The sequence below is a fragment of the Streptococcus sp. HMSC034B03 genome (genome assembly GCF_001838575.1).
Lineage (GTDB): Bacteria > Bacillota > Bacilli > Lactobacillales > Streptococcaceae > Streptococcus > Streptococcus anginosus.
In genome coordinates this window covers 1-25,482 of sequence record NZ_KV837619.1, presented here as the reverse complement: position 1 = coordinate 25,482, position 25,482 = coordinate 1, and the positions used below count along the sequence as shown (strand labels likewise).

Genomic DNA, 25,482 nt, shown 5'->3' with positions numbered 1-25,482 from the left:
TCTAACTTTTGGGGTGCAGTTCAAAATTTTTTCAGCTTTTTTATTTGTTTTACGAATAAATAGATAAAGCAAATTTTCATTCAACTTAGGAGGAAAGATGTTAGAGACAATCATTGAAAAGATGAAAGAGTATAAAATTTTGATTGGTTTAAGTTTGATTGGTTTGATAATAGCAGGATTTTTTATGATAAATGGTCAATCTAGTAGACAATCAAATGTAGCAGAGCTCGCACAGGAAACAGTTACGAGTTCGGAGGCAGAATCAGAAGAAATTTCAACTGGAACGAAGAAAAACTCACAGAAAGAAAAAGCAGAGCCTCAAACGAGTTCCAGTGAAGAATCAGAATTTTTAACCGTAGATGTCAAGGGTGCAGTCAAAAATCCAGGTATTTATCAACTGAAAAAGACTAGCCGTATCAATGATGCGATTCAAAAAGCAGGTGGTTTAACGACAGACGCTGACAGCAAGTCTATCAATTTGGCGCAGAAACTAACGGATGAAGCTGTTGTTTATGTGGCAACTATGGGTGAGAATGCGGCGAGTGTTTCAAGCAATACAGGACAATCTTCAACATCAGGAACTAGTGAAGTCGCATCGCAAAAAGGGAATAAGGTCAATCTAAATACAGCTGATTTATCTGAGTTGCAGACCATTTCTGGTATTGGTCAAAAACGCGCGCAAGATATTTTAGATTATCGGGAGGCAAACGGGAAATTTAATTCCGTTGATGACCTGAAAAATGTATCAGGAGTAGGTGCTAAAACACTAGAGAAATTGAAAGAATATGTCACAGTGGATTAAAAGATTTCCGATTAAGCCGATTTACATTGCTTTTTTGCTCGTCTGGTTGTATTTTGCAATCTATCAAAGTAGCTGGTTAGGCTGGTTGGGTTTTATCTTTCTGGTGATTTGTCTTTTTCGCTTTTATTCACCGAAAGAATGTTTCATGACCTTCATGATCCTCTCTTGTTTTGCTGGTTTTTTCTTTGTTCGTAGGGAAATAGCAGAGCAGAAGACGAAAGTAGAACCTTCTCCCATAAGACAAGTGGCAGTTCTACCTGACACGATTAAGGTAAATGGTGATTCGCTTTCTTTTCGTGGTAAAGCTAATAGGCAGACTTATCAAGTTTACTACAAATTGAAATCAAAGGAAGAACAGTTGGCTTTTCAAAATCTCTCTAGTCTGGTTACATTGACCGTTGAAGGGGAATTTGAAATCCCTGAGAAGAAGCGTAATTTTGCTGGTTTTGATTACCAATCCTATTTAAAAACGCAAGGGATTTATCGAATTTTAAAAGTGGATACCATTTTATCGAGCCAAGATAGAATCAGCTTGCACCCTTTTGAGTGGCTTTCTAGCTGGCGAAGAAAAGCACTGGTATTTATCAAGAACCATTTTCCAAATCCGATGAGTAATTACATGACAGGACTCTTATTTGGTGCCTTGGATACATCCTTTGACGAAATGAGCAATCTTTATTCTAGCTTGGGAATTATTCATTTATTTGCGCTGTCTGGCATGCAAGTTGGCTTTTTTATGGAGGGATTTCGCAAGTTACTGTTAAGGCTGGGGTTTACACAAGAAATGGTTCGTAAATGCCAATATCCATTTTCTTTCTTTTATGCGGGAATGACTGGATTTTCAGTATCCGTTGTACGGAGCTTAGTTCAGAAATTATTATCGCAACATGGTATCACTAAGTTAGATAATTTTGCTTTAACGATGATGATATTGTCCTTGATTATGCCGTCCTTTCTTTTGTCGGCAGGAGGAGTTCTCTCCTGTGCTTATGCTTTTGTCATTAGTGTGATAGATTTTGAAAGTCTGACTTCTTGGCGAAAAGTTGTTGTAGAGAGTAGCGTTATTTCACTTGGTGTTTTACCAATTCTAATCTTTTACTTTGGTGAATTTCAACCTTGGTCTATTTTGTTGACATTTGTTTTTTCACTAATTTTCGATACAATGATGCTGCCAGGCTTGATGTTTATTTTTCTTTTTTCGCCTTTGATAAAGCTGACTCAAGTCAATTTTTTATTTGAAGGTTTAGAAAATAGTATTCGTTGGATAGCAAGTGTCTTTGGTAAACCAATCGTTTTTGGGCAGCCCAGTCCGCTTTTGCTGATTGTCATGTTACTTGTACTAGCTATTTTGTACGATATTCGGCAAAATAAAAAGTGGGTAATATTTCTTAGTCTGTTTCTTTCATTACTATTTTTCATAAATAAATTTCCTTTGCAAAACGAGATCACAATGGTTGATGTTGGACAAGGAGATAGTATTTTTCTGAGAGACTGGAAAGGAAAAAATGTATTGATTGATGTTGGCGGACGTGAGGAAATTAGAACAAAAGAAGCTTGGCAAAAACGAGCAACTAGCTCAAATGCAGAGAAAACTTTGATTCCTTACCTAAAAAGTCGTGGCGTAGATACGATTGATACTTTAGTCTTAACAAATCCTAATCCAGATTATGCAGGAGATGTATTAGGAGTTGCTAAAAAGTTTGCAATAAAGAAAATTTATATTTCCAGAAGTAGTCTAAGCAATGCAGATTTCCTAAAGAAATTAAGGGAGACAAATACATTCATTCATGTCATAAAACAAGGTGACAAACTTCCTATTTTTGATCATCATTTGCAAGTTCTTTCGGGTGCTAGCAAGAACGACCATTCGATTGTTTTATATGGTCAGTTTTTCCGTACAAGATTTTTATTTGCAAGCGATTTGAAAGAAGAAGAGGAAGCAAAGTTGATGCAACATTATCCAAAGTTGAAAACAGATATCTTGAAAGTCGGGCAACATGGAGCTAAAAGTTCATCAAGTTCAAAGTTTTTGCAACAAATAGAACCAACGGTTGCGCTCATTTCTGTTGGGAAAAATAATCAATCTAAGCAACCTAGTCAAGATACAATAGAGCGATTTGCACAATTGCCTGCTAAAGTCTATCGGACAGATGAACAAGGGGCAGTTAAATTTTCAGGGTGGACAAACTGGCGATTAGAGATGGTCAAGTAATTGTTCTCTAAAAATTAATTTCCGTTGATTTATTAGGGAAAGTATGATATTCCTATTAGAAATTAAAATGTTAGGAGATTTATGATGTTTACAGCTTATAAAAAGTTTTGGACTCACTATGCTGATTTTGAAGGAAAATCAACTAGATCTGACTATTGGTGGTCTGTTTTGTGCAATGTTTTGATTACACTTCCATTTGGTATTATGGCTTTTGGGTCAATTTTGGTTGCAATCTTCAATGTTGTACAGCAAGCGACTTATTATGATTATGAAGGAGAATTTGATCCAAGTATTTTTATAAGTAGTTTAGGTTCCACATTTTTTATCATTATTTTATTAAGTATTTTTGGGATAGCAACTTTAGTCCCAAATTTGGCGATTATTGTGCGTCGTTTGCGTGATGCTGGTTATCATTGGGCATTTATCTTTTTATATGCAGATCCTATGCTTTTGATGTGGGTTCCAATTTTAAATATTTTGGCTGCCGTTGCTATGTTACCATGTTCTATCGCTCTAATTGTCCTACTTTGTATGCCAACTAAAGAAGTGAAAACATCTACGGTTCACCAAGGACAATTTACGACACAACAAGCACAACCTCAGCAACAACCTGTTCAAGCACAACAATTTACTCAACCACAAGAATAAGCAGTTGAACCTGAAACAACACCAAATCAACCTCAACAAGAATCTGCGACTACAACTGAAACTCCAGAACAAGTTGTTCAATCAGATGAGAAAGAGTTGGACTCAGCTATCTCTGAAGATAACTAAACTAGAAATGCTCCAATAATATATTGGGGTATTTTTTAGAAATGACGATTTTTTTAATATCATTTTTATGAATTTATTCCTGAATAAGCCAATCTTATATCTCATTTATCTCATTAGAAAAATGACCTATTTAAGCTAATTTTTAGTCTTTATTTGGATCGTTGTGATAATCAATGATAAAGCAAATGATAGCAATCGCAAAAATAAATAATCCAAATCCGATAATAGTTTTTATTATGATATTTGAAAAGTAAAATAAAGCAATAACCAAAAGTAAAAATACAATAAACCAAGACCACATAAAATTGCTCCCTTCTCAATTTATTATAACATAAAGGAATATTCTGAATAATTGTAATCCTTGATTTTATTCGATTGTTTAGATAGAAAAGCATAGTTTGATTTCATAGGATTTTGTCAAAAGGGATGTCTCTACACAAAAAGTCAGCTAAATGAAGGAAAATTTGGTATGATAAAGATAATTATGTAGCTAGGAGAATGACCATGGAAAATAAGGTACGCTATAATTGGGCAACTTTAGGTACAGGTGTGATTGCTAATGAATTGGCACAGGCCTTGGAGAAATTGGGTGGAAAACTCTATTCTGTTGCCAATCGAACGTATGCAAAAGGTGTGGATTTTGCACAGAAATATGGTATTGAAAAAGTTTATGATCAGATTGATGATGTATTTAAGGACGAAAATGTGGACATTATCTATATTTCCACACCACATAATACGCATATTGATTTTTTACGAAAAGCATTAAAAAACGGGAAACACGTTTTATGTGAGAAGTCCATTACGCTCAATTCAGAAGAATTGGAAGAAGCAGTTTTATTAGCCGAACAAGAACATGTCGTTTTGGCAGAAGCGATGACGATTTACCACATGCCAATCTATCGAAAATTGAACAACATCATCTCCAGTGGTCAATTAGGTGATTTAAAAATGATTCAAATGAACTTTGGTAGCTACAAAGAATATGATATGACAAATCGTTTCTTTAATCGTCAGCTTGCTGGCGGTGCACTGTTAGATATTGGCGTGTATGCCTTGTCATTTGTTCGGTGGTTTATGACATCTCGACCCAATCAAATTCTTTCACAAGTGAAATTTGCACCAACGGGCGTTGATGAGCAGGCGGGGGTTCTTCTGACGAATGCTGAAGGAGAAATGGCAACTTTGACCTTGAGTCTCCACGCTAAACAGCCTAAGCGAGGAACAATTGCTTATGATAAAGGCTATATTGAAATATATGAATATCCTCGAGGACAAAAGGCGGTTATTACCTATACGGGGGACGGGCATCAAGAAATCATTGAAGCTGGAAAGACGAGTGATGCTTTAATGTATGAAATTCTTGATATGGAAGAAGCAGTAGCTGGTGACAAAAATGAGATGTATTTGGATTATAGTCGTGATGTCATGAAAATCATGACGGATTTGCGAAAAGAGTGGGGCATGACTTATCCAGAGGAAGAAAAATAACGATATAGAACAGGAGAAACAATGGAACACTCAGCTTGGCATAGTTTGATTAAGCAACAATTACCTGATGGTTATTTTGGTAAAATTAATTATTTTTTAAATCAGGTTTATTCATCAGGCACAATCTATCCGCCGCGTGAAAAAGTATTTAATGCGATACAAACGACGGATTTAGCAGATGTAAAAGTAGTGATTTTGGGACAAGACCCTTATCATGGTCCGCGTCAAGCGCAGGGGCTGAGCTTTTCAGTACCAGATGATATTCCAGCGCCGCCTTCTCTTCAAAATATTTTGAAAGAGTTAGCAGATGACATTGGCATCAAAGAATCTCATGATTTGACACCATGGGCACGGCAAGGAGTCTTGCTGTTGAATGCCAGTTTGACTGTTCCTGCTGGGCAAGCAAATGGACATGCCGGTCAAATCTGGGAACCGTTTACGGATGCTGTGATTAAGGTTGTCAATGAAAAAGATACACCTGTTGTCTTTATACTCTGGGGCTCTTATGCACGCAAGAAAAAAGCCTTGATAACTAATCCTAGACATCTCATTTTAGAATCTCCTCATCCGAGTCCCTTATCCGCTCATCGTGGATTTTTTGGCAGCAAACCTTTTTCTAAAACCAATGCCTTTCTAACAGCGCAAGGGATAGAGCCGATAAATTGGTTATTATAAGTAGTTTTATATAGTGGTATTTTCGAAAGGAGAAAAATGGTTAAGTTAGCAACGATTTGCTATATTGACAACGGCAAAGAATTTTTATTGCTACATCGAAATAAAAAGCCTAATGATGTTCATGCTGGTAAGTGGATTGGTGTTGGGGGTAAATTAGAGAAAGGTGAAACGCCGCAGGAGTGCGCTGTAAGAGAAATCTTTGAAGAAACAGGTTTGCGGGTCAATAAGCCAGTATTAAAAGGTATTATCACGTTTCCAGATTTTATACCTAACCATGATTGGTATACCTATGTATTTAAAGTGACGGAGTTTGAGGGAGGCTTGATTGACTGCGATGAGGGGACTTTGGAATGGGTGCCTTATGAACAAGTTTTGTCCAAACCAACTTGGGAGGGAGATCATACGTTTCTATCTTGGATTTTAGAAGATAAACCATTCTTCTCGGCTAAATTTTCTTACAAAGGAGAGAAGTTGGTGGAGAGTCATGTTGATTTTTATGGAGAATAAGGAGAAAAGTACATGTTGTTAATTAAAAATGGTCGTGTCATGGACCCTAAGTCTGGTTTAGATCAGATTTGCGATGTTTTGGTTAAGGATAAAAAAATTCTTAAAATTGGTCAGGATTTGAAGGCAGAAAACGCTCAGGTGATTGATGCGACTGGATTGGTGGTGGCGCCAGGGCTGATTGATATTCATGTTCATTTTCGTGAACCTGGTCAGACGCATAAAGAAGACATTCATACGGGTGCTTTAGCTGCGGCAGCGGGTGGATTTACAACGGTTGTCATGATGGCAAATACCACTCCAACGATTTCAACAGTAGAGACGTTGAAAGAAGTATTAGAATCTGCCAATCATGAAAACATTCATATTAAGTCTGTTGCAACCATTACAAAGAATTTTGATGGACAGCATTTGACAGATTTCAAAGCGCTTTTGGAAGCGGGAGCTATTGGTTTTTCAGATGACGGAATTCCATTAAAAAGTACAAAAATAGTACGCGAAGCTTTGGAAGAAGCTGACCAAAATGGTACATTTATCTGCCTTCACGAAGAAGACCCAGAACTCAATGGTATCCTTGGGTTTAATGAGCAGATTGCCAAAGAACATTTTGGATTTTGCGGTGCCACAGGTGTTGCTGAATATAGTATGATTGCGCGTGACGTGATGATTGCTCATGCAACCAATACTCATATTCATATCCAGCATTTATCAAAAGCAGAAAGTGTGAAAGTCGTGGAATTCGCTCAGCGATTGGGCACTCACGTAACAGCAGAAGCAGCGCCCCAGCATTTTTCTAAGACAGAAGAGCTATTGTTGTTAAAAGGTAGCAATGCCAAGATGAACCCGCCACTTCGTTTGGAATCAGATCGTTTAGCTGTCATTGAAGGGCTTAAGTCTGGAGTTATTTCAGTCATTGCGACAGACCATGCACCTCATCACTCTGATGAAAAGAATGTAAAAGACATCACCAAAGCACCGTCTGGTATGACAGGTCTAGAAACGTCACTTTCGCTTGGTTTGACTTATTTGGTGGAAGCAGGTCATTTGACACTCATGCAGTTGCTGGAAAAAATGACAATTAACCCAGCGCAACTCTATGATTTTGAAGCGGGCTACCTTGCTGAGAATGGACCAGCAGATCTCACGATTTTCGATACAAATGCTGAACGCATGATAACAGAAGATTTTGCCTCAAAAGCAGCTAATTCACCATTTATCGGTGAAAAATTAAAAGGTGTTGTTCACTATACGATTTGTGATGGGCAAATTGTCTATGGAAGCAAATCATCATAACAAGCATAAGGTTGGAAGTGTTTTTCAACCTTATTGTATTTTAAATTTCTTATAATTTTTAGAAAATTTTCTGTTTATTAGGATAAAAAATGATACAATAGAGAAGTTAAAATAGTCCCGAAAAGGTAGTCAAAGGTTAAATATTAACCATAGAGACTAGTGCTTTGTAACTTTTTAACGTAAGTCTGTTTCAGATTTTCAAGTAACTTCCTAGCAATAATAGCATTTTTAGGAGGGAATATTTCATTAAAAGGGGGACATGAATATGTCAGAACGTAAACTTTTCACGTCTGAATCTGTATCTGAAGGACATCCAGATAAGATTGCAGACCAAATTTCAGATGCTATTTTAGATGCTATCTTGGAGCAGGATCCAGAAGCTCATGTGGCTGCTGAGACAGCTGTCTATACAGGCTCTGTCCATGTTTTTGGGGAAATATCCACAAATGCTTATGTGGATATTAACCGCATAGTTCGCGATACAATTGCAGAGATTGGTTATACAAAAGCTGAATATGGTTTTTCAGCAGAAACAGTGGGGGTGCATCCGTCGCTTGTTGAGCAATCACCAGATATCGCTCAAGGGGTGAATGAAGCCCTTGAAATTCGTGGAAATGCTGAACAAGATCCGCTTGATTTGATTGGTGCCGGTGATCAGGGGCTGATGTTTGGTTTTGCTGTAGATGAAACACCAGAACTAATGCCGTTGCCTATTTCTCTCAGTCACAAATTAGTCCGTCGTTTAGCAGAGCTTCGCAAGTCTGGAGAAATTTCCTATCTTCGTCCGGATGCAAAATCTCAAGTAACGGTTGAATACGATGAAAATGACCAACCAGTGCGCGTGGATGCTGTCGTTATTTCTACACAACATGACCCAAAAGTAAGCAATGAGCAGATTCATCAAGATGTGATTGAAAAGGTCATTAAAGAAGTAGTTCCAGCAGAGTATTTGGATGAAAAAAGTAAGTTTTTCATCAATCCAACCGGCCGCTTTGTTATTGGCGGACCTCAAGGAGATTCTGGTTTAACTGGACGTAAGATTATCGTTGATACATACGGCGGTTATGCACGCCATGGAGGTGGGGCTTTCTCAGGAAAAGATGCCACAAAAGTCGATCGTTCTGCTTCTTATGCAGCGCGTTATATTGCCAAGAATATTGTTGCAGCAGGATTAGCTAAGAAAGTAGAAGTTCAGCTAGCCTATGCTATCGGAGTTGCACATCCAGTATCAGTCCGCATTGATACTTTTGGTACAGGTGCAGTTTCAGAAAGCAAGCTTCAAGAAGCAGTTCGACAAATCTTTGACCTTCGTCCAGCTGGTATTATTCAAATGCTTGATTTGAAACGACCAATTTACCGTCAGACTGCTGCCTATGGGCACATGGGACGTACGGATATTGACCTGCCGTGGGAAAAACTGGATAAAGTAGATGCTTTGAAAGCAGCTATAAAATAACAGGAGTGGGACAACAAAATTGATTTTTGTCCCGCTCCCTTTTTAGAATGACACAAAAATAAAATGGCTCTGTAATCGTTATATAACAAGAATGACAAGTCAAAAGAGATTTCTTTAAAAGGATAGGATTTTCCCAGAAACTGTGTTATAATAAAGTGCAGTATATTTGATTAGAAATTCTTTGAAAGAGCTGAAAATGAAAAAAATTGTAATTAATGGTGGTCGCCCCTTAAAAGGAGAGGTGACTATTAGTGGTGCTAAAAATAGCGTAGTCGCTTTAATTCCGGCGACAATTTTATCTGATGAAATCGTGACATTGGACTGTGTGCCAGATATTTCCGATGTTGTGAGTTTGATTGACATTATGGAAGCTATGGGAGCTACTGTTGAGCGCCAAGATGATACGCTAAGAATTGATCCTCGTGGTATAAAAAATGTGCCAATGCCTTATGGTAAAATCAATAGCCTGCGTGCTTCTTATTACTTTTATGGTAGCTTGCTGGGCCGCTATGGCGAAGCAACAGTTGGTTTACCTGGTGGCTGTGATTTGGGTCCGCGACCTATTGACTTGCATTTGAAAGCATTTGAAGCCATGGGGGCTACTATGTCTTACGAGGGGAATTCCATGAACCTTTCGACAGGTGGTAAACATCTCCACGGAGCTAGTATATACATGGATACAGTCAGTGTTGGGGCGACCATTAACACCATGCTTGCGGCAGTAAAAGCAAAAGGGCGCACCGTTATTGAAAATGCAGCTCGTGAGCCTGAAATCATTGATGTAGCGACACTTTTGAATAATATGGGAGCACACATTCGAGGAGCTGGTACGGATATTATTGTCATTGAAGGTGTTAACAAACTTCATGGTACTCGTCATCAAGTCATTCCAGATCGAATTGAAGCAGGAACTTATATCTCAATGGCTGCTGCAATTGGTGAAGGTGTGCAAATCAACAATGTCCTTTATGAACACTTAGAAGGCTTTATTGCGAAATTAGAAGAAATGGGAGTTCGCATGACCGTTTCTGAAGATAGTGTGTATGTTGAAAAGCAACATGATTTGAAAGCAATTAATATTAAGACGGCTCCTTATCCAGGCTTTGCTACAGACTTGCAACAGCCTATTACGCCACTTTTATTGACAGCTAAAGGACGTGGCTTGATTATTGATACGATTTATGAAAAACGAGTAAATCATGTCGCTGAATTAGCGAAAATGGCAGGTAAGATTTCAACGAGTGCCAATCATATTGCTTATGAAGGACCTAATCAATTGCAAGGTGCAGCGGTCAAAGCAACTGATTTGCGGGCAGGAGCAGCACTTGTAATTGCAGGATTGCTAGCTCACGGGAAAACTGAGATTACAAATGTAGAATTTATTTTGCGTGGTTATTCAAATATTATTGAAAAGTTGACGAGTTTAGGAGCAGACATTCAGCTTGTCGAAGAATAGATTCGAAACAACGTTGACATGATGAGGTGAAATAGCCCAGTTGGCGTACCAACTGGGTCTTATCTTTAGAGGTAAGATATGAATTTGTGGACAAAATTGGCGGAATTCGCCTTTATAGAAACAGAACATTTAGTATTACGTCCATTTTCCTTTATGGATAGTGAAGATTTTTATAAAATTGCCTCCAATCCTGAAAATCTACGCTTCATTTTTCCTGTGCAGGCTAATTTACAAGAAAGCCAACATGTATTGGCTAATTATTTTATGAAACATCCTCTTGGAATTTGGGCGATTTGTGATAAAGATTCTGAGAAAATGATCGGATCTATCAAATTTGAAAAGATAGACGAAATCAAGGGCGAAGCAGAGCTTGGTTATTTTCTTCAGCATGATTATTGGGGACATGGTCTGATGACTGAGTGCGTCAAAAATATTGTTTATTTGGCATTTACACAGTTTGATTTGAAGCGACTTTATATTATAACTCATCTGGAAAACAAAGCCAGCCAAAGGGTTGCCGAGAAGACAGGATTTTCTTGTAGGCGGCAGTTCAAGGGGAGCGACCGTTATACACGTAAAATGCGGGATTATTTAGAGTTTTGCTATGAAAAAGGAGATTTTCATGAGTAAACATCAAGAAATTATCGCTTATTTGGAAGAATTACCAGTAGGAAAGCGTGTTAGTGTACGCAGTATTTCCAATTATTTAGGAGTAAGCGAGGGGACGGCTTATCGTGCAATTAAAGAAGCTGAAAATCGTGGATTGGTAGAAACACGTCCTCGTAGCGGCACGATTCGCGTAAAATCTCCCAAAGTAGAGCTGGAGCACTTAACATTTAAAGAAATTGCTGAAATTACGAAATCAGAAGTCTTAGCTGGTCAAGACGGACTTGAAAAGGAATTCAGTAAATTCACAATCGGGGCAATGACCGAGAAGAATCTCTTACGTTACTTAACGGAAGGAGGTCTCTTGATTATTGGAGACCGCACCCGTATTCAGTTATTGGCTTTGAAGCATGAAAATGCTGTTTTAGTGACGGGTGGCTTAGAAGTGAGTTCTGATGTTCTAAAATTAGCGAACCGCTTAAGCATTCCTGTTCTAAGATCCCAACATGATACCTTTACAGTTGCGACAATCATCAATCGTGCATTGTCTAATATGCAGATTAAAACAGATATTTTAACAGTGGAGCAAGTGTATCGTGGTAGTCATGAGTATGGTTTCTTAAAAGATACAGATACCGTTCGTGATTTTATGGATTTGGTTCGGAAAAATCGCAGCAGTCGTTTTCCTGTTGTTAATCAGCATAATATGGTCGTTGGCGTGGTGACTATGCGTGATACTGGTGACAAGTCTCCTCACACTATTTTGGACAAAGTCATGACGAAAAATATCTATGCCGTCACTTTAAACACCAGTATTGCCAATGTTAGCCAGCGTATGATTACAGAAGATTTTGAAATGGTACCAGTCATTCGGAGCAATCAAACTCTTCTTGGAGTCATTACGCGTCGTGATGTCATGGAAAAAATGAGTCGGGAACAAGTCTCTAGCTTACCGACTTTTAGTGACCAAGTTTCTCAAAAACTTCGTCATATCAACAATGAATTTTCTTTTGTTGTGGAACCTTTTATGTTAGAAAGTAACGGTGTTTTGTCTAACGGGATTCTAACAGAGATTTTAACGACAGCAACGCATCAATACATGACATCTGGCAAGAAAAATATTATTATTGAACAGATGATGATTTATTTCTTGCAAGCTGTTCAGATTGATGAAACTTTGACGCTTCGACCAAGAATTGTCCGACAAACACGGCATTCTGCTATTTTGGATTACGATATTTATTTAAAACTTCAATTGGTTGCAAAAGCGACCATTATAGTAAAGATAAACTAATACCTCAGATATTAAGGAGAAAGAATGATAACTTTAAAATCACAACGTGAAATTGATTTAATGGAAAAAAGCGGTGCATTTCTCGCCAGTATTCATATTGGTTTAAGGGATTTGATTAAGCCAGGTATTGACATGTGGGAAATTGAAGAATACGTCCGCAGACGTTGTAAGGAAGATAATGCTCTTCCACTTCAAATTGGTGTAGAAGGGAGCATCATGGACTACCCTTATGCCACTTGCTGCTCATTGAATGATGAAGTGGCACATGCTTTTCCACGCCACCAAAAATTGGTTGAGGGCGACCTAATTAAAGTAGATATGGTTGTTGGCTTGGTTGATAAAGCAGAATTGGATGTTTCTAAGCTGGATTTCAACAATGTAGAGCAGATGAAACACTATACAGAAAATTTCCGTGGAGGTGTTGCGGATTCTTGCTGGGCTTATGCAGTTGGTCAAGCAAGTGAAAAAGTGCAACAACTGATGGACGTTACAAAAGAATGCCTTTATCGTGGAATTGAAGCTGCTCAAGTTGGCAATCGAATTGGTGACATTGGTGCAGCGATTCAAGAGTATGCGGAAAGTCATGGCTATGGTGTCGTTCGTGACTTGGTAGGACACGGTGTTGGACCAACCATGCACGAAGAGCCAATGGTGCCTCATTACGGACGCGCTGGACGCGGATTGCGTCTTCGTGAAGGCATGGTTTTGACAATTGAGCCGATGATTTCAACAGGTACTTGGGAGATTGACACAGATTTTGAAACGGGTTGGGCTCACAAAACGCTGGACGGTGGACTTTCTTGTCAATATGAACATCAATTTGTGATTACTAAAGATGGTCCTGTTATCTTAACCAGCCAAGGAGAAGAAGGAACTTATTAAAAATAAGAATGGAAAGGGGCTTTTTGCTCTGTATTCTAGTAGGAGACGAGATGAAAAAGTTTGTTTCTAAGATTGGACAGAACCCGTTTTTACAATCCTTTTTTAAATTTTATCAAGCATCCGAGATTGATTTGACAAGCATTGCGGTGGCATATTATTTGCTGATTTCGATTTTTCCGTTGCTATTGATTGTTGTGAATATATTGCCTTATTTTCAAATTCCGATAGCAGAATTTTTGGAAGCAATGGAAGATGTTCTGCCTGAATCGCTGTATGAAGTCGTTGCAAAGGTTACCCGAAATTTGCTAACTCAGCCTTCTTCTGGCTTGTTGAGTTTTTCTATCCTTTCGGCTCTATGGGCATTTTCACAATCAATGTCATTTTTGCAAAAAGCATTTAATAAAGCTTATGGTGTTGCAAAAGATAGAGGTCTGATATCACATAGATTATTTAGTTTAGTCATTAGCTTGGGGTTGCAATTTCTCTTTGCCTTGTCTCTTTTACTGACAATGTTTGGGAGAATGTCGCTTCGCTTGCTTCATAGCTTTTGGGAGTTTGATGATCAACTATATGCCAGTTTGCAAAGAATGACCCAGCCAACTATTTACACCTTGCTGTTTCTTTCTTTACTGATGCTTTATTACTTTTTACCCAATGTAAAAATCAGGAAAATCCGCTATGTTTTGCCAGGAACGATTTTTGTAGTTTTTACGATTGGGGTATTGTTAAATTTATTTTCCGTTTATTTGGACACTTATGTAAATCACTTAATGGATGTCCGATTTTTTAGTTCCATTTTTGTTGTCGTCGTCATGATTTGGTTTACCCTCATTGCCCAAATTATGATTATTGGGGCAATCTTAAATGCAAGTTACCAAGGATGTCACGAAAAAGAATTTGAAACGAGACATAAACAACTGACAACGAGACTTATAAAAAATAAAGAGAAGTTCAAATGAAACTTCTTTTTTTGTGGTGTTTTTGTTGCATTTGCAATAAAACGTGGTATAATATTGCTTAAGGAGGCAATATGACGATTTTGCGAGAGATTGGTATCATCGCTCGAGCGTTGGATTCAATGGCGAATATTGAATTTCGCCATGTTGATTTGGCCAAAGGGCAGTACCTTTATTTGGTTCGTATCGTAGAAAGTCCCGGTATTATTCAAGAAGAGCTTTCTGATTTGCTGAAAGTTGATCGTTCAACTGTTGCTCGCTCCGTCAAAAAATTAGAGAGTAAAGGTTTGATTGAAAGAAGAAGTGCAGCTGTAAATTTAAAAAATAAAGAGCTTTTTGCGACAGACACAGGAAAAAAACTTTATCCGTTTATCTTAGCAGAGCACACTTATTCTGAGCAGCAGGCTTTGACAGGATTTTCAAAAGAAGACGCTCAATTATTAGAAGATATGTTAGCAAAGGTGCGACAGAATATTACTGATGATTGGGAATTGGTTAAAAAAGGACAAAAAAGAAATTATTGAGAGGTGTAAAATGAAAGTCACAGTTGAAAATGAATTTTGGGAATTATTCCCTCAAGCACAAATTAGCATTATGGTTGTTAAAGGCTTGGATAATAGCGTTGACGAAAGCAAAGACCCTTATTTTAAATCTTTGTTAGACAAGGGAAGTAAGCGTGCAGAAGATTTTATCGTAGATGAAACCTTTACGCAAAATGACGTGATTCAAGAATGGCGTGGTGCTTTTAGTAAGTTTAAAACTAAAAAAGGTGCGCGTTCTTCTATTGAAGCTCTTTTAAAAAGGGTAAGTCAAGGTCGTGAGTTCAATCCGATCAACCCATTGGTGGATATTTATAATAGTGTGTCACTTTCCTATGCCGTTCCTTGTGGTGGTGAAGATATTGTTAAGATTCAAGGAGGCTTGCATCTTGGAAAAGCGCAAGGAGGCGAACCTTTCTTTCCACTTGGTGCAGAGACAGACGCCCCAGCTCTTCCAGAAGAGATTATCTATTATGATAATGAAGGAGCGGTTTGTCGTTGTTTTAACTGGAGGGAAGCGCAACGGACAATGCTGACTGAAGGCACAACGGATGCAGTATTAGTCATCGAAGCAATCAATGAAGACCAAGCTAAACGCGCGCAAGCAGCTATGCAGGAATTGCAAAGTTTAGTTGAAGATTATTTTGGAGTCAAAGGAGAAATCACTCATCTAACAATTGACAATCCAAGTGTAGACATTTAAGAAAAAAAGAGCATTAAAGCTCTTTGAGATTGCAGACAAACCACCATTTGAGGTAGGTTTGTCTTTTTAATTAGTTGATTTATTTTTAAATACAAAGACTTTACTAAAAACATAATTGAGCACAATAATAACGATTTGAGCAAATAAAGTTTCAATGGTATTGACTGCTTTGATGTCATTGTGGACAAATTGACCGATAATGTTAGGAAATGTTGTGACAAAAATGAATGTGAGCCCCATGTCCAGTAGAAAAGTGGAAAGTCGCGCAAGAGCAAATTTGACAAAACGAGCGAACCAGCCCGTTCTTTCTTGTTTAAAAACGATCGTATCATTTGTCGCAAAAGCAAAAAGAATTCCAGCAATATTGCCTATCGCTGTAGAAAGCAATTCATTACTCGTGAAAGCATAACAAAGCATACGTGTAAGAACTGCAACAACAGTTGTAGCAACACCAAAAAATAAATAGGATAAGATTTCGTTATTGAAAAAGCGTTTTATATAATTTTTCATAGATTTAGTCTATCATATTTGCAAAAAATGTGCTATACTTGAAAAGCTGTATTCGTTTTGTCAATACAGCCCTTGGCGCTTAGTTCCCTTTCGTCAAGCATATTACACGCGGTTTAGCCGCTAAAGGAGAAAACATGGAAAAAATTACTGTTCGTGATATGGCTCAGATTGCTCTTGTTGCTGCGATTTACGTTGCTCTGACAATGACACCGCCCCTGAATGCTATTAGCTACGGTGCCTACCAATTTCGGATTTCCGAAATGATGAACTTTATGGCTTTTTATAAACCTAAGTACATCATCGGAGTCACGTTGGGGTGTATGATTGCAAATTTATTTAGTTTTGGAATCATCGATGTCTTTGTCGGTGGTGGTTCAACCTTGGTCTTTTTGAGCTTAGGTGTGTATTTCTTTAGAAAATACATGAATGAATACTTGTTTAATGGACTAATCAATAAAGCTTTCTTTTATTTTGCGATTTTCTTTTCACTTTCTATGGTGACCATTGCAGCTGAATTATACATTGTTGCTAAAGCACCGTTTTTCTTGACCTGGTTTACGACAGCAGTAGGAGAGTTTGCTTCACTCATCATTGGTGGAATTTTAATGGACAAGCTAAATAAGCGGATTGATTTAGGAAAATAATTTTCGTTAATATTAGATTCAATAAAAAATATGCCCAAAAATTCTTCGGCATATTTTTGTTTATCTGGAAATTAAAAAATATAAGACCATATCGTTTTAAGATTTTTGTAAAAACAATGAATTTTCTAGCTAAGTTTATTTTGCACCTAATAATTGTTCTTTACAATGGACGAGTTCAGTTATAAGGGCACAGTATGGCGTGTCTACACCATATTGTTGTCCCTTTCGTGCAATAGCTCCGTTGATATAATCGATTTCTGTCAAACGATTGTGCTCGTTCAAATCTTGATACATTGACGGATAATGCAAGCCAATTGTATCGCGATTATAACAATTCTTTTCAATGTAGTCCACGGTTTCTGTGACATTCAAGTCTACATTTTCGTGTTTTGCAACTTCTGCAAACTCGCTAACAATTTTCACAACAATATTATGTGCAGGAGTAGTGTCTCCAAAGTCTGCCATATTAGCAAGCAAAAGGGTACACAAACTATTCATCGTTCCGTTGACACAAGCTTTTTTATAAATGGCATATAAGATATTTTCTGTGTATTGCGCATTTAATCCGGCAGAATTCAAGGTTTCAATGACTTTATAAGCTGCTTGTTCGGCTTTTGGATCTGCGACTAAATTCTTCAAAGCTATTGAGCCGTTTCCGAATAATTTTGCACGTCCAGGTTCTTCCATACCAGCAGTCCACATGGTATTTCCAATCATAATTTGATTTCTTGGGACATATTTTTCAATGACTTCTTCATGACCAATCCCATTTAATAGACAGAGAACAGCTGTATTATCATGTATCAAAGGTTGAATATCTGCTAACATCGCTTCTAGCTGCATGGCTTTTGTAAACAGAATAATTAAGTCATTAGATAAGGTTGGATCTACTTCGCTTTGCAAATAGATGGGCAACTTGGCAACAACTTCTTCGCCGTTTAAGTTAGCTTGTAAGCCATCTTTTTGGATAGCTGTGACATGTTCTTTCCAACCATCTACTAAAGTCACTTTATGCCCTGCTCGATGCAACATCAGAGCAAAGCGGCTACCCATGGCACCGACACCTGCAATTGTAATATTCATACTAACAATTCTCCTAGCTTTTTTATTTATAGTATATTTTACTTCTTTTATGTATTTTAATCAATTAAATTTTTAAAATTTATAATATTTGCTACAGTAACGATTATTTTTCTGCTATTTTACATTTTTGTCTAATTTTTTATAAAGAATATAGATAAGAATGCTGTAGAAACGTATGAATTATGATAAAATAGAACTATGAAAGACAGAATGTTAGAACTGGTGAAGTTGCTCAATCAGTATGCTCATGAATATTATACGACTGATAATCCAAGCGTATCGGATAGTGAATATGATAAGTTGTATCATGAATTATTAGATTTAGAAAAGCAGTATCCAGAGTTCATTCAGCCTGATAGCCCAACTCATCGTGTGGGAGGTAAGGTTTTAGAAGGTTTTGAAAAATACCAACACCAGTATCCGCTCTATAGTTTGCAGGATGCTTTTTCACGTGAAGAGTTAGATGTATTTGATGCACGGATTCGGAAAGATTTTCCAGATGTTAGCTATCTATGTGAACTAAAAATTGACGGCCTCTCTATTTCTCTCATGTATGAAAAGGGGATTTTAGTTGCAGGAGCGACTCGCGGAGACGGTTCTGTTGGGGAAAATATCACAGAAAATCTGAAAAGAGTGAAAGATATTCCTTTAAAGTTGCCAAGCGAAGTTGATATGACTGTCCGTGGTGAATGTTATATGCCACGTAGCTCTTTTGACGCGGTGAATCAGCTACGCCAGGAAAACGGAGAACCAGAATTTGCTAATCCGAGAAATGCAGCGGCAGGAACATTGCGTCAGTTGGATACGGCGATTGTTGCCAAGCGAAATCTTGCAACCTTTCTCTATCAAGAAGCCAGTCCAACAAGTGCGACGAGCCAAGAAGCTGTTTTAAATCAGTTATCTAAAAATGGATTCAGCGTGAATGAGCGGCATATTTTGGCACATTCGATGGATGAAGCATGGCAATTCATAGAAGAAATCAATCAAGAACGTGAGCAATTGCCTTATGATATTGATGGTGTTGTAATCAAGGTAAATGATTTGGTTGTGCAGGAAGAGCTAGGTTTTACTGTAAAAGCACCTAAATGGGCGATTGCTTACAAATTTCCAGCCGAGGAAAAAGAAGCGCAGCTTTTATCAGTTGACTGGACGGTTGGGCGGACTGGAGTTGTTACGCCGACCGCCAACCTGACGCCTGTGCAATTAGCAGGGACAACGGTCAGCCGAGCCACTTTGCACAATGTAGATTACATTGCTGAAAAAGATATTCGCAAAGACGATACAGTTATCGTTTATAAGGCGGGCGACATTATTCCGGCTGTTTTGCGAGTGGTTGAAAGCAAGCGCCAATCAAAAGAGAAATTGGAGATTCCAAAGAATTGTCCAAGTTGCAACAGCGAGTTGATTCACTTTGAAGATGAGGTTGCTTTGCGCTGTATCAATCCACGTTGTCCTGCACAAATCAAAGAAGGCTTGATTCATTTTGCTAGTCGCGATGCCATGAATATCACTGGTCTTGGTCCTGCTGTTGTAGAAAAGTTATTTGATCAGCAGTTGGTAAATGATGTGGCTGGCATTTATCGCTTGACTGTCAAAGATTTGCTGCAATTGGAAAATTTTAAGGAAAAATCAGCTAATAAGTTGTATACTGCTATTCAGGCTTCCAAGGAAAATTCTGCTGAGAAATTATTATTTGGCTTGGGCATTCGCCATGTTGGAAGTAAAGCCAGTCAGATTTTGTTGGAGCATTTTCATGATTTGGAGCAATTAGCAAAAGCAAAAAGAGAAGAAATTGCTGCGCTGGATAGTCTAGGAATGGTGATTGCTGAGAGTCTTTCCAGCTATTTCGCACAAGAAGGAACTCATATTTTATTGTCGGAATTAAAAGAAGCGGGGTTAAATTTCACCTACCTTGGCGAAAAAGTGGCAGCAGATGCAGCGCTTTCTGGATTGACCGTTGTTTTAACAGGAAAATTGGAACGTCTCAATCGTTCAGAGGCGAAAAAGAAATTAGAAAGTTTAGGTGCAAAGGTGACGAACTCGGTCTCTAAGAAAACAAGTCTAGTCGTTGCCGGAGCAGATGCAGGAAGTAAATTAACAAAAGCTCAAGAGTTGGGCATAATCATTCGTGATGAAGCTTGGCTTGAGAGTTTATAGAGGTTTGTATGGAAACAGCTAGAAAAAGAGCACGACTGATTTATAATCCGACCTCTGGTCAGGAAATTATTAAAAAAAATATCGCAGAAGTTTTAGACGTTTTAGAAGATGTAGGCTATGAAACAAGTGCTTATCAGACAACCCCAGCTCCTTTATCAGCTCAAAATGAAGCTGAGAGAGCGGCTAAAGCAGGATTTGATTTAATTCTTGCGGCTGGTGGCGATGGGACAATCAATGAAGTAGTCAATGGGGTAGCACCATTGAAAAATCGTCCAAAGTTGGCGTTTATTCCAACTGGTACGACCAATGATTATGCACGCGCCCTCAAGATTCCAATGGGGGATCCGGTGGCAGCAGCTCGTATCATTGAAAAAAATCAAACTATAAAAATGGATATTGGTCAGGCTTATGGGAAAAAATATTTTATTAACATTGCTGCAGCGGGAACTTTGACAGAATTGACCTATAGTGTTCCAAGTGAAGTCAAGTCACGTCTAGGCTACCTTGCCTATGTCGCAAAAGGAGCAGAAATGCTGCCAAAATCTAAATTACGTAAAGTACATATTGAGCACGACCACGGTGTGTTTGAAGGCAAGGTCTCTTTAATCTTTGTTGCCTTGACAAATTCAATCGGCGGTTTTGAAAAATTAGCGCCAGATACAGTGCTAGATGACGGTAATTTCACCTTAATTTTGGTGAAAACTGCTCGGTTGTTTGATATGTTGGCGTTGATGATTCAAGCAATCAATGGTGGTCAACATGTGACAGATGTGAATGTAGAATATTTAAAAACAAGTAAGTTAAAGTTAGAAGTTTTAGACAAAAAAGCCCCATTCATGTTAAATCTGGATGGCGAATATGGTGGAGATACTCCTGTTGAATTGGAAGTTCTTCATAACCATTTAGAATTTTTTGCAAATATTGATGAGATTAGCGATAGTGCTTTGTCATTGGAGAATAAAGAATAATCAGGAGAATGTGATGTTAGACTATCGTGTCTTAATCCATTACCATAATCAATTAGGAAATTATGCAGCCTATAATATGTGGAAATGGCAAATGAATAAATGGGGAGAAGAGAGTACTTTTTCCCAGTATGATGATTTCGGGATTCAAGGAACCTTGTCCTATAAAAGCGAACAAGCTTTGAGTAATGTCCATGTCATTGTAAAAACAACCGATTGGTCTCACCAGTCGGTTGACTATTCCATTCAGTTGTTACCATCTCATTTAGTGACTGAGGTTTGGATTATCGAAGGAGACAGTCAAGTTTATTATTCTAGGCAGGCTGCTATGACTAGTCCGTATTATGCAAAGCAAGATCCTCATGCTTTTGATATGGCATTAGACAGCAAACATTTTGATCAGCATTGGGGGTATCAAGGTTGGTTAGGGTGCCGGTATAATGGTGAACAAGCAGAATTCAAACTCTGGGCACCGACTGCAAAAAAAGTTCAGCTAGTAGTCTACAAGAATAGCACTAACAAAGCGAAAATCTGGAAGGTCTACGACTTACAAAGAGGAGAAGATTTTTCCAAAGATCATGCTAAAAATACAATCGGAATTTGGTCTCGAGTGATTTCAGATGACTTGGCAAATAAAGCCTATCAGTACCAGCTAGAGTTTGAACATCACAAAACAGTAACACGCGATCCGTATGCGGAAGCCGTAACGGAAGATGGAAAGCGTTCTGTCATTTTATCGCCTGCGGAGAGAAATCCAAAACATTTCCAAGTGAAACAAGGGCAACAGGCAATTTGGCGTCTAAAGAATCCTTGTCAAGCTGTTATTTATGAGATGCATGTACGAGATTTGACGAAGTCTAGCAGTTCTGGCGTGTCTAAAAAACACCGAGGAACCTTTTTAGGGGCTTGTCAAAAAGGAACCAAAAATCGATCTGGCCAGGCGACGGGATTTGATTATATCCAATCTTTAGGTATCAATGTTGTACAATTGCAGCCCATCTCTGATCGACATAAAGAGTATGATTGGCATGGAAATGTGACCTACAATTGGGGGTATGATCCACAAAATTACAATGCTCCAGAAACAAGTTTTTCAACTGATCCAGCAAACCCATCTCAAGGAATGCGGGATTTAAAAACGATGATTCAAGCCTATCATGATGCGGGCATTTCCGTAGTGATAGATGTTGTATACAACCATATTTATTCGACTCATGATTCACCGTTTCAACAAGCAGTGCCTGATTATTACTATCGGATGAATCCAGACGGATCTTTCCAAAATGGAACAGGTGTGGGGAGCGAGACAGCCAGCGAGCATGAAATGTTTCGTAAATATATGATTGATTCTATTCTTTATTGGGTAAAAGAATATAATATTGATGGTTTTCGTTTTGATTTAATGGGCATTCATGATATTGAAACGATGCGTCAAATTCGGGAAGCGTTAGATGAAATTGACCCGAGAATTCTCACATACGGTGAAGGTTGGGATATGGGGACAGGATTGCTTCCGCTTGACAAAGCTAAAAAAGATAATGCCTTTGAATTACCTAATATCGGATTTTTCAACGATACTGAACGTGATGCTATCAAAGGCGCAGAGGTTTATGGTGGTTTGAAAGCTGGCTTTGTAAGTGGTCAAGCGACAGAATCAATTGTTGCCAAGGCAATTCTAGGAAGTAGTGAACTAGGAACCTATCTGGAGCCAAAACAAGTTGTTAATTATGTAGAAGCGCATGATAATTACAATTTGCACGATTTGTTAGCTGAACTGCACCCAGATGATGATGAATTGACTCGTACTAAGCGGATTGAATTAGCAACTGCGATGAATCTCCTCTTGCAAGGCATGAGTTTTATGGAGTTGGGACAGGAATTTTCACGTAGCAAACTAGTGGCAACTGGAGCAAATGGGAATGCCATTCAGGCAGATCATAAGCGTGCTATGAACAGTTATAACGCTCCCGACGCTGTCAATCAAGTAGACTGGGATTTATTAACTCATCATCAGGAAAGTATCAACTATATCAAACAGATGATTCATTTAAAAACGACAACAAAAGAATTTTCTTACCAGCATTATGATGACATTTACCAGCATGCCTTTGTACATTCGGCGCATTCCGGAAGCGGAATTGTCATTTTTGAAGTGAAGGATGACAATTATTACCTTGTAATTTTTAATGCAAGTGGTGATAAATACAATATTGAAGATATTGGAAATTTGAAACTTGTAGCTGGAAATAGTCGTCAAGTTAGCGATTCTTTTGTTGAAGATCTGACAGCTACAGTCTTTGAAGTTGTAGAATGGTGATATCAAAAGATGTCAAGATTTTTTCTTGACACCTTTTCTTTCTTGTGATAAGATAGAATGTGTTGGGAGTAGCTCTGCTATTCCTAAAAATAAAAAAGAGAAAAGAGAAATTTTTAAAATGGCAGTTAAAATCCGTTTAACTCGTATGGGTTCTAAGAAAAAACCTTTCTACCGTATCAACGTAGCAGACTCACGTTCACCTCGTGACGGACGTTTTATTGAAACAGTTGGAACATACAATCCACTTGTTGCTGAAAACCAAGTAACTTTAAAAGAAGATCGTATTCTTGACTGGTTGTCAAAAGGTGCTCAACCTTCTGATACTGTTCGTAACATTCTTTCAAAAGCTGGCGTGATGAAGAAATTCCACGATTCTAAATACTCTAAATAATAGAACTGCAGGTTGACTATGGACACGATTGAAAATCTTATTATTGCGATAGTGAAACCTTTGATTTCACAACCAGATGCTTTAACTATCAAGATTGAAGATACACCAGAATTTTTGGAATATCATTTAGATCTTGACCCTAGTGATGTTGGACGTGTAATCGGTCGTAAAGGTCGCACGATCTCTGCGATAAGAACGATTGTTTATTCTGTCCCAACCGAAGATAAAAAAGTCAGAATTGTTATTGATGAAAAATAAAAATGGAGCCATTCTGTACTGACCCCCAAAAGTTGGACAAATAATTATTGAAAGGATTTAGTTCTGTATTGCACAGGGCTAAGTCCTTTTAGTTTGACCTTAATTCGTTTGTTGTTGTAATAATCAATGTAGTTCACAATAGCTTGTTCAAGGTCTTCTAAAGACCTAAAGTGATTCTCATAGCCATAAAACATTTCGGATTTCAAAATGCCAAAGAAAGATTCCATCATACCATTGTCTGGGCTATTACCCTTGCGCGACATAGATGCTTGAATTCCCTTACTCTCTAGGAAACGATGATAAGAATCGTGTTGGTATTGCCAACCCTGGTCGCTATGGAGAATCGTATTCTCATAGTGTTTCTCTGTGAAGGCCTGTTTTAACATGCTCTTCACTTGTTCCAAGTTCGGTGAAGTAGAAAGATTATAAGCGATGATTTCACTGTTGAAACCATCTAAAACAGGTGATAAATAGAGTTTCTGCGTGCCATTCGGAATAGAAAACTCTGTCACATCCGTATAGCACTTTTCCATTGGCCTCGATGCTTCAAACTGGCGTTGAATGAGATTCTCTGCTTTCTTGCCAATCTCTCCTTGGTAGGAAGAATACTTCCGTTTGCGACGAATTCGAGCCGTTAAACCAAGGACTTTCATCAAACGTTGAACCTTTTTATGATTAATCACAAATCCGCGATTCCTTAATTCTAAATGGATTCGACGATAGCCATAGTTGCCTGTATGTTCATTATAAATGGCTTGTATTTCATCCTTTAGCTCTTTATCCTTATCTGGTTGATCCAGCTGTTTCAATTGATAATAGTAAGTTGAGCGAGCTAAACATGCTGTTTCAAGAAGTAAATCTAATCGAAATCCTCCTGAAACCATTTCTCTAACTGTCTCTGCCTTTCTCGCTCTAAGGCTTCGTCCCTTTCCTCTAACTCTTTTAACTTTTTTAGGTAGGCCACCTCAGTACGTAACCGTTCATTCTCCTCCTGAAGTCGCTCTAGTTCTGTCATTTCTTCCCAAGTTTTCTTCCGTTTACGTCCCATTTTAGCTGGTCTCCCTTTTGTTTTCTCAACAAGAGTATACCCGTTTTTCTTGTATTGCGCCAGCCAATTTGGAAACATTCCTTGGTTTGGGAGGGCATAATCAAGACTAACACTTCTTTGCGAACGACCTTCAAGAAGAACTTTATCAATCATTTCTTGTTTTAATTCTAGAGAATAATAACGATTCTTTCCTTTCTTGACTATTTCTATCCCGTAACGAGCAATCAAACTAAACATGTATGTCAGTGTAGAAATACGTACTCCAAATTTATTTGAGAGTTGCTTTAAGCTGATTCCTTGTTTTTTTAGTTCATAGATTTGCACTTTATCTTCATAACTCAATTTCATAATAAAATACCCCAAAAGTCAGATTTTTTCTGTCTAATTTTTGGGGTGCAGATCATAGCTTGGTCTTCTCTTTTTTGATGTTTAAGGTGATGAGAATGCGTTTCTTAAAGTTGTCAAA

At 38.1% G+C, this 25,482-nt stretch carries 24 protein-coding genes and 1 riboswitch; of the genes, 21 read left to right on the top strand and 3 right to left on the bottom strand.

The window, feature by feature from the left end:
• Nucleotides 1-97 precede the first annotated feature (97 nt).
• The 15 genes from HMPREF2634_RS00125 (at nt 98) to HMPREF2634_RS00055 (ending at nt 15,643) form a co-directional block, all read left to right on the top strand.
• The gene (locus HMPREF2634_RS00125) at nt 98-802 is read left to right on the top strand and encodes a helix-hairpin-helix domain-containing protein (RefSeq protein ID WP_003024731.1); all 705 of its coding nucleotides are present in this window, start codon (nt 98-100) and stop codon (nt 800-802) included.
• Nucleotides 786-3,014, top strand: a complete 2,229-nt coding sequence (locus HMPREF2634_RS00120) for a DNA internalization-related competence protein ComEC/Rec2 (RefSeq protein ID WP_037613581.1) — start codon at nt 786-788, stop codon at nt 3,012-3,014. The genes HMPREF2634_RS00125 and HMPREF2634_RS00120 overlap by 17 nt, the downstream gene beginning before the upstream one ends.
• Nucleotides 3,015-3,095: 81 nt before the next feature.
• Nucleotides 3,096-3,662, top strand: coding sequence for a DUF805 domain-containing protein (locus HMPREF2634_RS00115; RefSeq protein WP_021001633.1), 567 nt, complete (start codon nt 3,096-3,098; stop codon nt 3,660-3,662).
• A 630-nt stretch (nt 3,663-4,292) separates the two neighbouring features.
• Nucleotides 4,293-5,279 carry a Gfo/Idh/MocA family protein gene (locus HMPREF2634_RS00110; RefSeq protein ID WP_003024723.1) on the top strand — a complete coding sequence of 329 codons (987 nt, stop codon included), beginning with the start codon at nt 4,293-4,295 and terminating at the stop codon, nt 5,277-5,279.
• Nucleotides 5,280-5,300: 21 nt separating this feature from the next.
• Nucleotides 5,301-5,954: a uracil-DNA glycosylase gene (locus HMPREF2634_RS00105; RefSeq protein WP_003024719.1), complete on the top strand. Its 654-nt coding sequence runs from the start codon at nt 5,301-5,303 to the stop codon at nt 5,952-5,954.
• Between the two features lie 36 nt (nt 5,955-5,990).
• Nucleotides 5,991-6,461 (top strand): NUDIX hydrolase, encoded by a 471-nt coding sequence (locus HMPREF2634_RS00100; RefSeq protein ID WP_021001634.1) that lies wholly within the window; start codon nt 5,991-5,993, stop codon nt 6,459-6,461.
• A gap of 12 nt (nt 6,462-6,473) precedes the next feature.
• Nucleotides 6,474-7,751 carry a dihydroorotase gene (locus HMPREF2634_RS00095; RefSeq protein ID WP_021001635.1) on the top strand — a complete coding sequence of 426 codons (1,278 nt, stop codon included), beginning with the start codon at nt 6,474-6,476 and terminating at the stop codon, nt 7,749-7,751.
• Between the two features lie 265 nt (nt 7,752-8,016).
• Nucleotides 8,017-9,207 carry a methionine adenosyltransferase gene (gene metK / locus HMPREF2634_RS00090; protein ID WP_021001636.1) on the top strand — a complete coding sequence of 397 codons (1,191 nt, stop codon included), beginning with the start codon at nt 8,017-8,019 and terminating at the stop codon, nt 9,205-9,207.
• Between the two features lie 196 nt (nt 9,208-9,403).
• Nucleotides 9,404-10,663, top strand: a complete 1,260-nt coding sequence (locus HMPREF2634_RS00085; RefSeq protein WP_021001637.1) for a UDP-N-acetylglucosamine 1-carboxyvinyltransferase — start codon at nt 9,404-9,406, stop codon at nt 10,661-10,663.
• Nucleotides 10,664-10,741: 78 nt separating this feature from the next.
• On the top strand, nt 10,742-11,293 hold the full coding sequence (locus HMPREF2634_RS00080) for a GNAT family N-acetyltransferase (protein WP_021001638.1): 552 nt from the start codon (nt 10,742-10,744) through the stop codon (nt 11,291-11,293).
• Entirely contained in the window at nt 11,286-12,563 is a 1,278-nt protein-coding gene (spxR, locus tag HMPREF2634_RS00075; RefSeq protein ID WP_070836084.1) for a CBS-HotDog domain-containing transcription factor SpxR, read from the top strand. Before HMPREF2634_RS00080 ends, spxR begins: the two co-directional genes overlap by 8 nt.
• A 24-nt stretch (nt 12,564-12,587) precedes the next feature.
• On the top strand, nt 12,588-13,445 hold the full coding sequence (locus tag HMPREF2634_RS00070; protein ID WP_021001640.1) for a methionyl aminopeptidase: 858 nt from the start codon (nt 12,588-12,590) through the stop codon (nt 13,443-13,445).
• A 50-nt stretch (nt 13,446-13,495) separates the two neighbouring features.
• The gene (locus HMPREF2634_RS00065; protein WP_003024700.1) at nt 13,496-14,404 is read left to right on the top strand and encodes a YihY/virulence factor BrkB family protein; all 909 of its coding nucleotides are present in this window, start codon (nt 13,496-13,498) and stop codon (nt 14,402-14,404) included.
• A 71-nt stretch (nt 14,405-14,475) separates the two neighbouring features.
• On the top strand, nt 14,476-14,925 hold the full coding sequence (locus tag HMPREF2634_RS00060) for a MarR family winged helix-turn-helix transcriptional regulator (protein WP_021001642.1): 450 nt from the start codon (nt 14,476-14,478) through the stop codon (nt 14,923-14,925).
• A 10-nt stretch (nt 14,926-14,935) separates the two neighbouring features.
• Nucleotides 14,936-15,643: a B3/B4 domain-containing protein gene (locus HMPREF2634_RS00055; RefSeq protein WP_021001643.1), complete on the top strand. Its 708-nt coding sequence runs from the start codon at nt 14,936-14,938 to the stop codon at nt 15,641-15,643.
• A 66-nt stretch (nt 15,644-15,709) separates the two neighbouring features.
• Here the strand turns inward: HMPREF2634_RS00055 and HMPREF2634_RS00050 are convergent, their stop codons facing one another.
• A complete protein-coding gene (locus HMPREF2634_RS00050; RefSeq protein WP_021001644.1) occupies nt 15,710-16,153 on the bottom strand; it encodes a GtrA family protein in 444 nt (147 codons plus the stop codon).
• Between the two features lie 28 nt (nt 16,154-16,181).
• A riboswitch (PreQ1 riboswitch) is annotated at nt 16,182-16,290 on the top strand.
• Between HMPREF2634_RS00050 and HMPREF2634_RS00045 the strand changes: the two genes are divergently transcribed.
• Nucleotides 16,288-16,797 (top strand): QueT transporter family protein, encoded by a 510-nt coding sequence (locus HMPREF2634_RS00045; protein ID WP_018543497.1) that lies wholly within the window; start codon nt 16,288-16,290, stop codon nt 16,795-16,797. (Overlaps the previous riboswitch by 3 nt.)
• Nucleotides 16,798-16,932: 135 nt before the next feature.
• Here the strand turns inward: HMPREF2634_RS00045 and HMPREF2634_RS00040 are convergent, their stop codons facing one another.
• A complete protein-coding gene (locus tag HMPREF2634_RS00040) occupies nt 16,933-17,880 on the bottom strand; it encodes a 2-dehydropantoate 2-reductase (protein ID WP_021001645.1) in 948 nt (315 codons plus the stop codon).
• Between the two features lie 198 nt (nt 17,881-18,078).
• On the opposite strand from HMPREF2634_RS00040, the gene ligA reads away from it, so the two are divergent.
• The 5 genes from ligA (at nt 18,079) to kphA (ending at nt 23,968) form a co-directional block, all read left to right on the top strand.
• On the top strand, nt 18,079-20,037 hold the full coding sequence (ligA, locus tag HMPREF2634_RS00035; RefSeq protein WP_070836082.1) for an NAD-dependent DNA ligase LigA: 1,959 nt from the start codon (nt 18,079-18,081) through the stop codon (nt 20,035-20,037).
• Nucleotides 20,038-20,045: 8 nt separating this feature from the next.
• Nucleotides 20,046-21,005 carry a diacylglycerol kinase family lipid kinase gene (locus HMPREF2634_RS00030; protein WP_003024688.1) on the top strand — a complete coding sequence of 320 codons (960 nt, stop codon included), beginning with the start codon at nt 20,046-20,048 and terminating at the stop codon, nt 21,003-21,005.
• A gap of 13 nt (nt 21,006-21,018) precedes the next feature.
• Entirely contained in the window at nt 21,019-23,319 is a 2,301-nt protein-coding gene (gene pulA, locus HMPREF2634_RS00025; RefSeq protein WP_070836080.1) for a type I pullulanase, read from the top strand.
• 118 nt (nt 23,320-23,437) lie between these two features.
• A complete protein-coding gene (rpsP, locus tag HMPREF2634_RS00020) occupies nt 23,438-23,710 on the top strand; it encodes a 30S ribosomal protein S16 (protein ID WP_003024685.1) in 273 nt (90 codons plus the stop codon).
• An 18-nt stretch (nt 23,711-23,728) separates the two neighbouring features.
• Nucleotides 23,729-23,968: an RNA-binding protein KphA gene (gene kphA / locus HMPREF2634_RS00015; RefSeq protein WP_003001620.1), complete on the top strand. Its 240-nt coding sequence runs from the start codon at nt 23,729-23,731 to the stop codon at nt 23,966-23,968.
• 44 nt (nt 23,969-24,012) lie between these two features.
• On the opposite strand, the gene HMPREF2634_RS09585 is transcribed toward kphA, so the two are convergent.
• Nucleotides 24,013-25,364, bottom strand: a protein-coding gene (locus HMPREF2634_RS09585; protein WP_142350290.1) for an IS3 family transposase whose coding sequence is annotated in 2 segments (ribosomal slippage) — nt 24,013-24,923 and nt 24,923-25,364 — 1,353 coding nt in all. Because the reading frame shifts where the segments join, the coding sequence is not laid out codon by codon here.
• Nucleotides 25,365-25,482 lie beyond the last annotated feature (118 nt).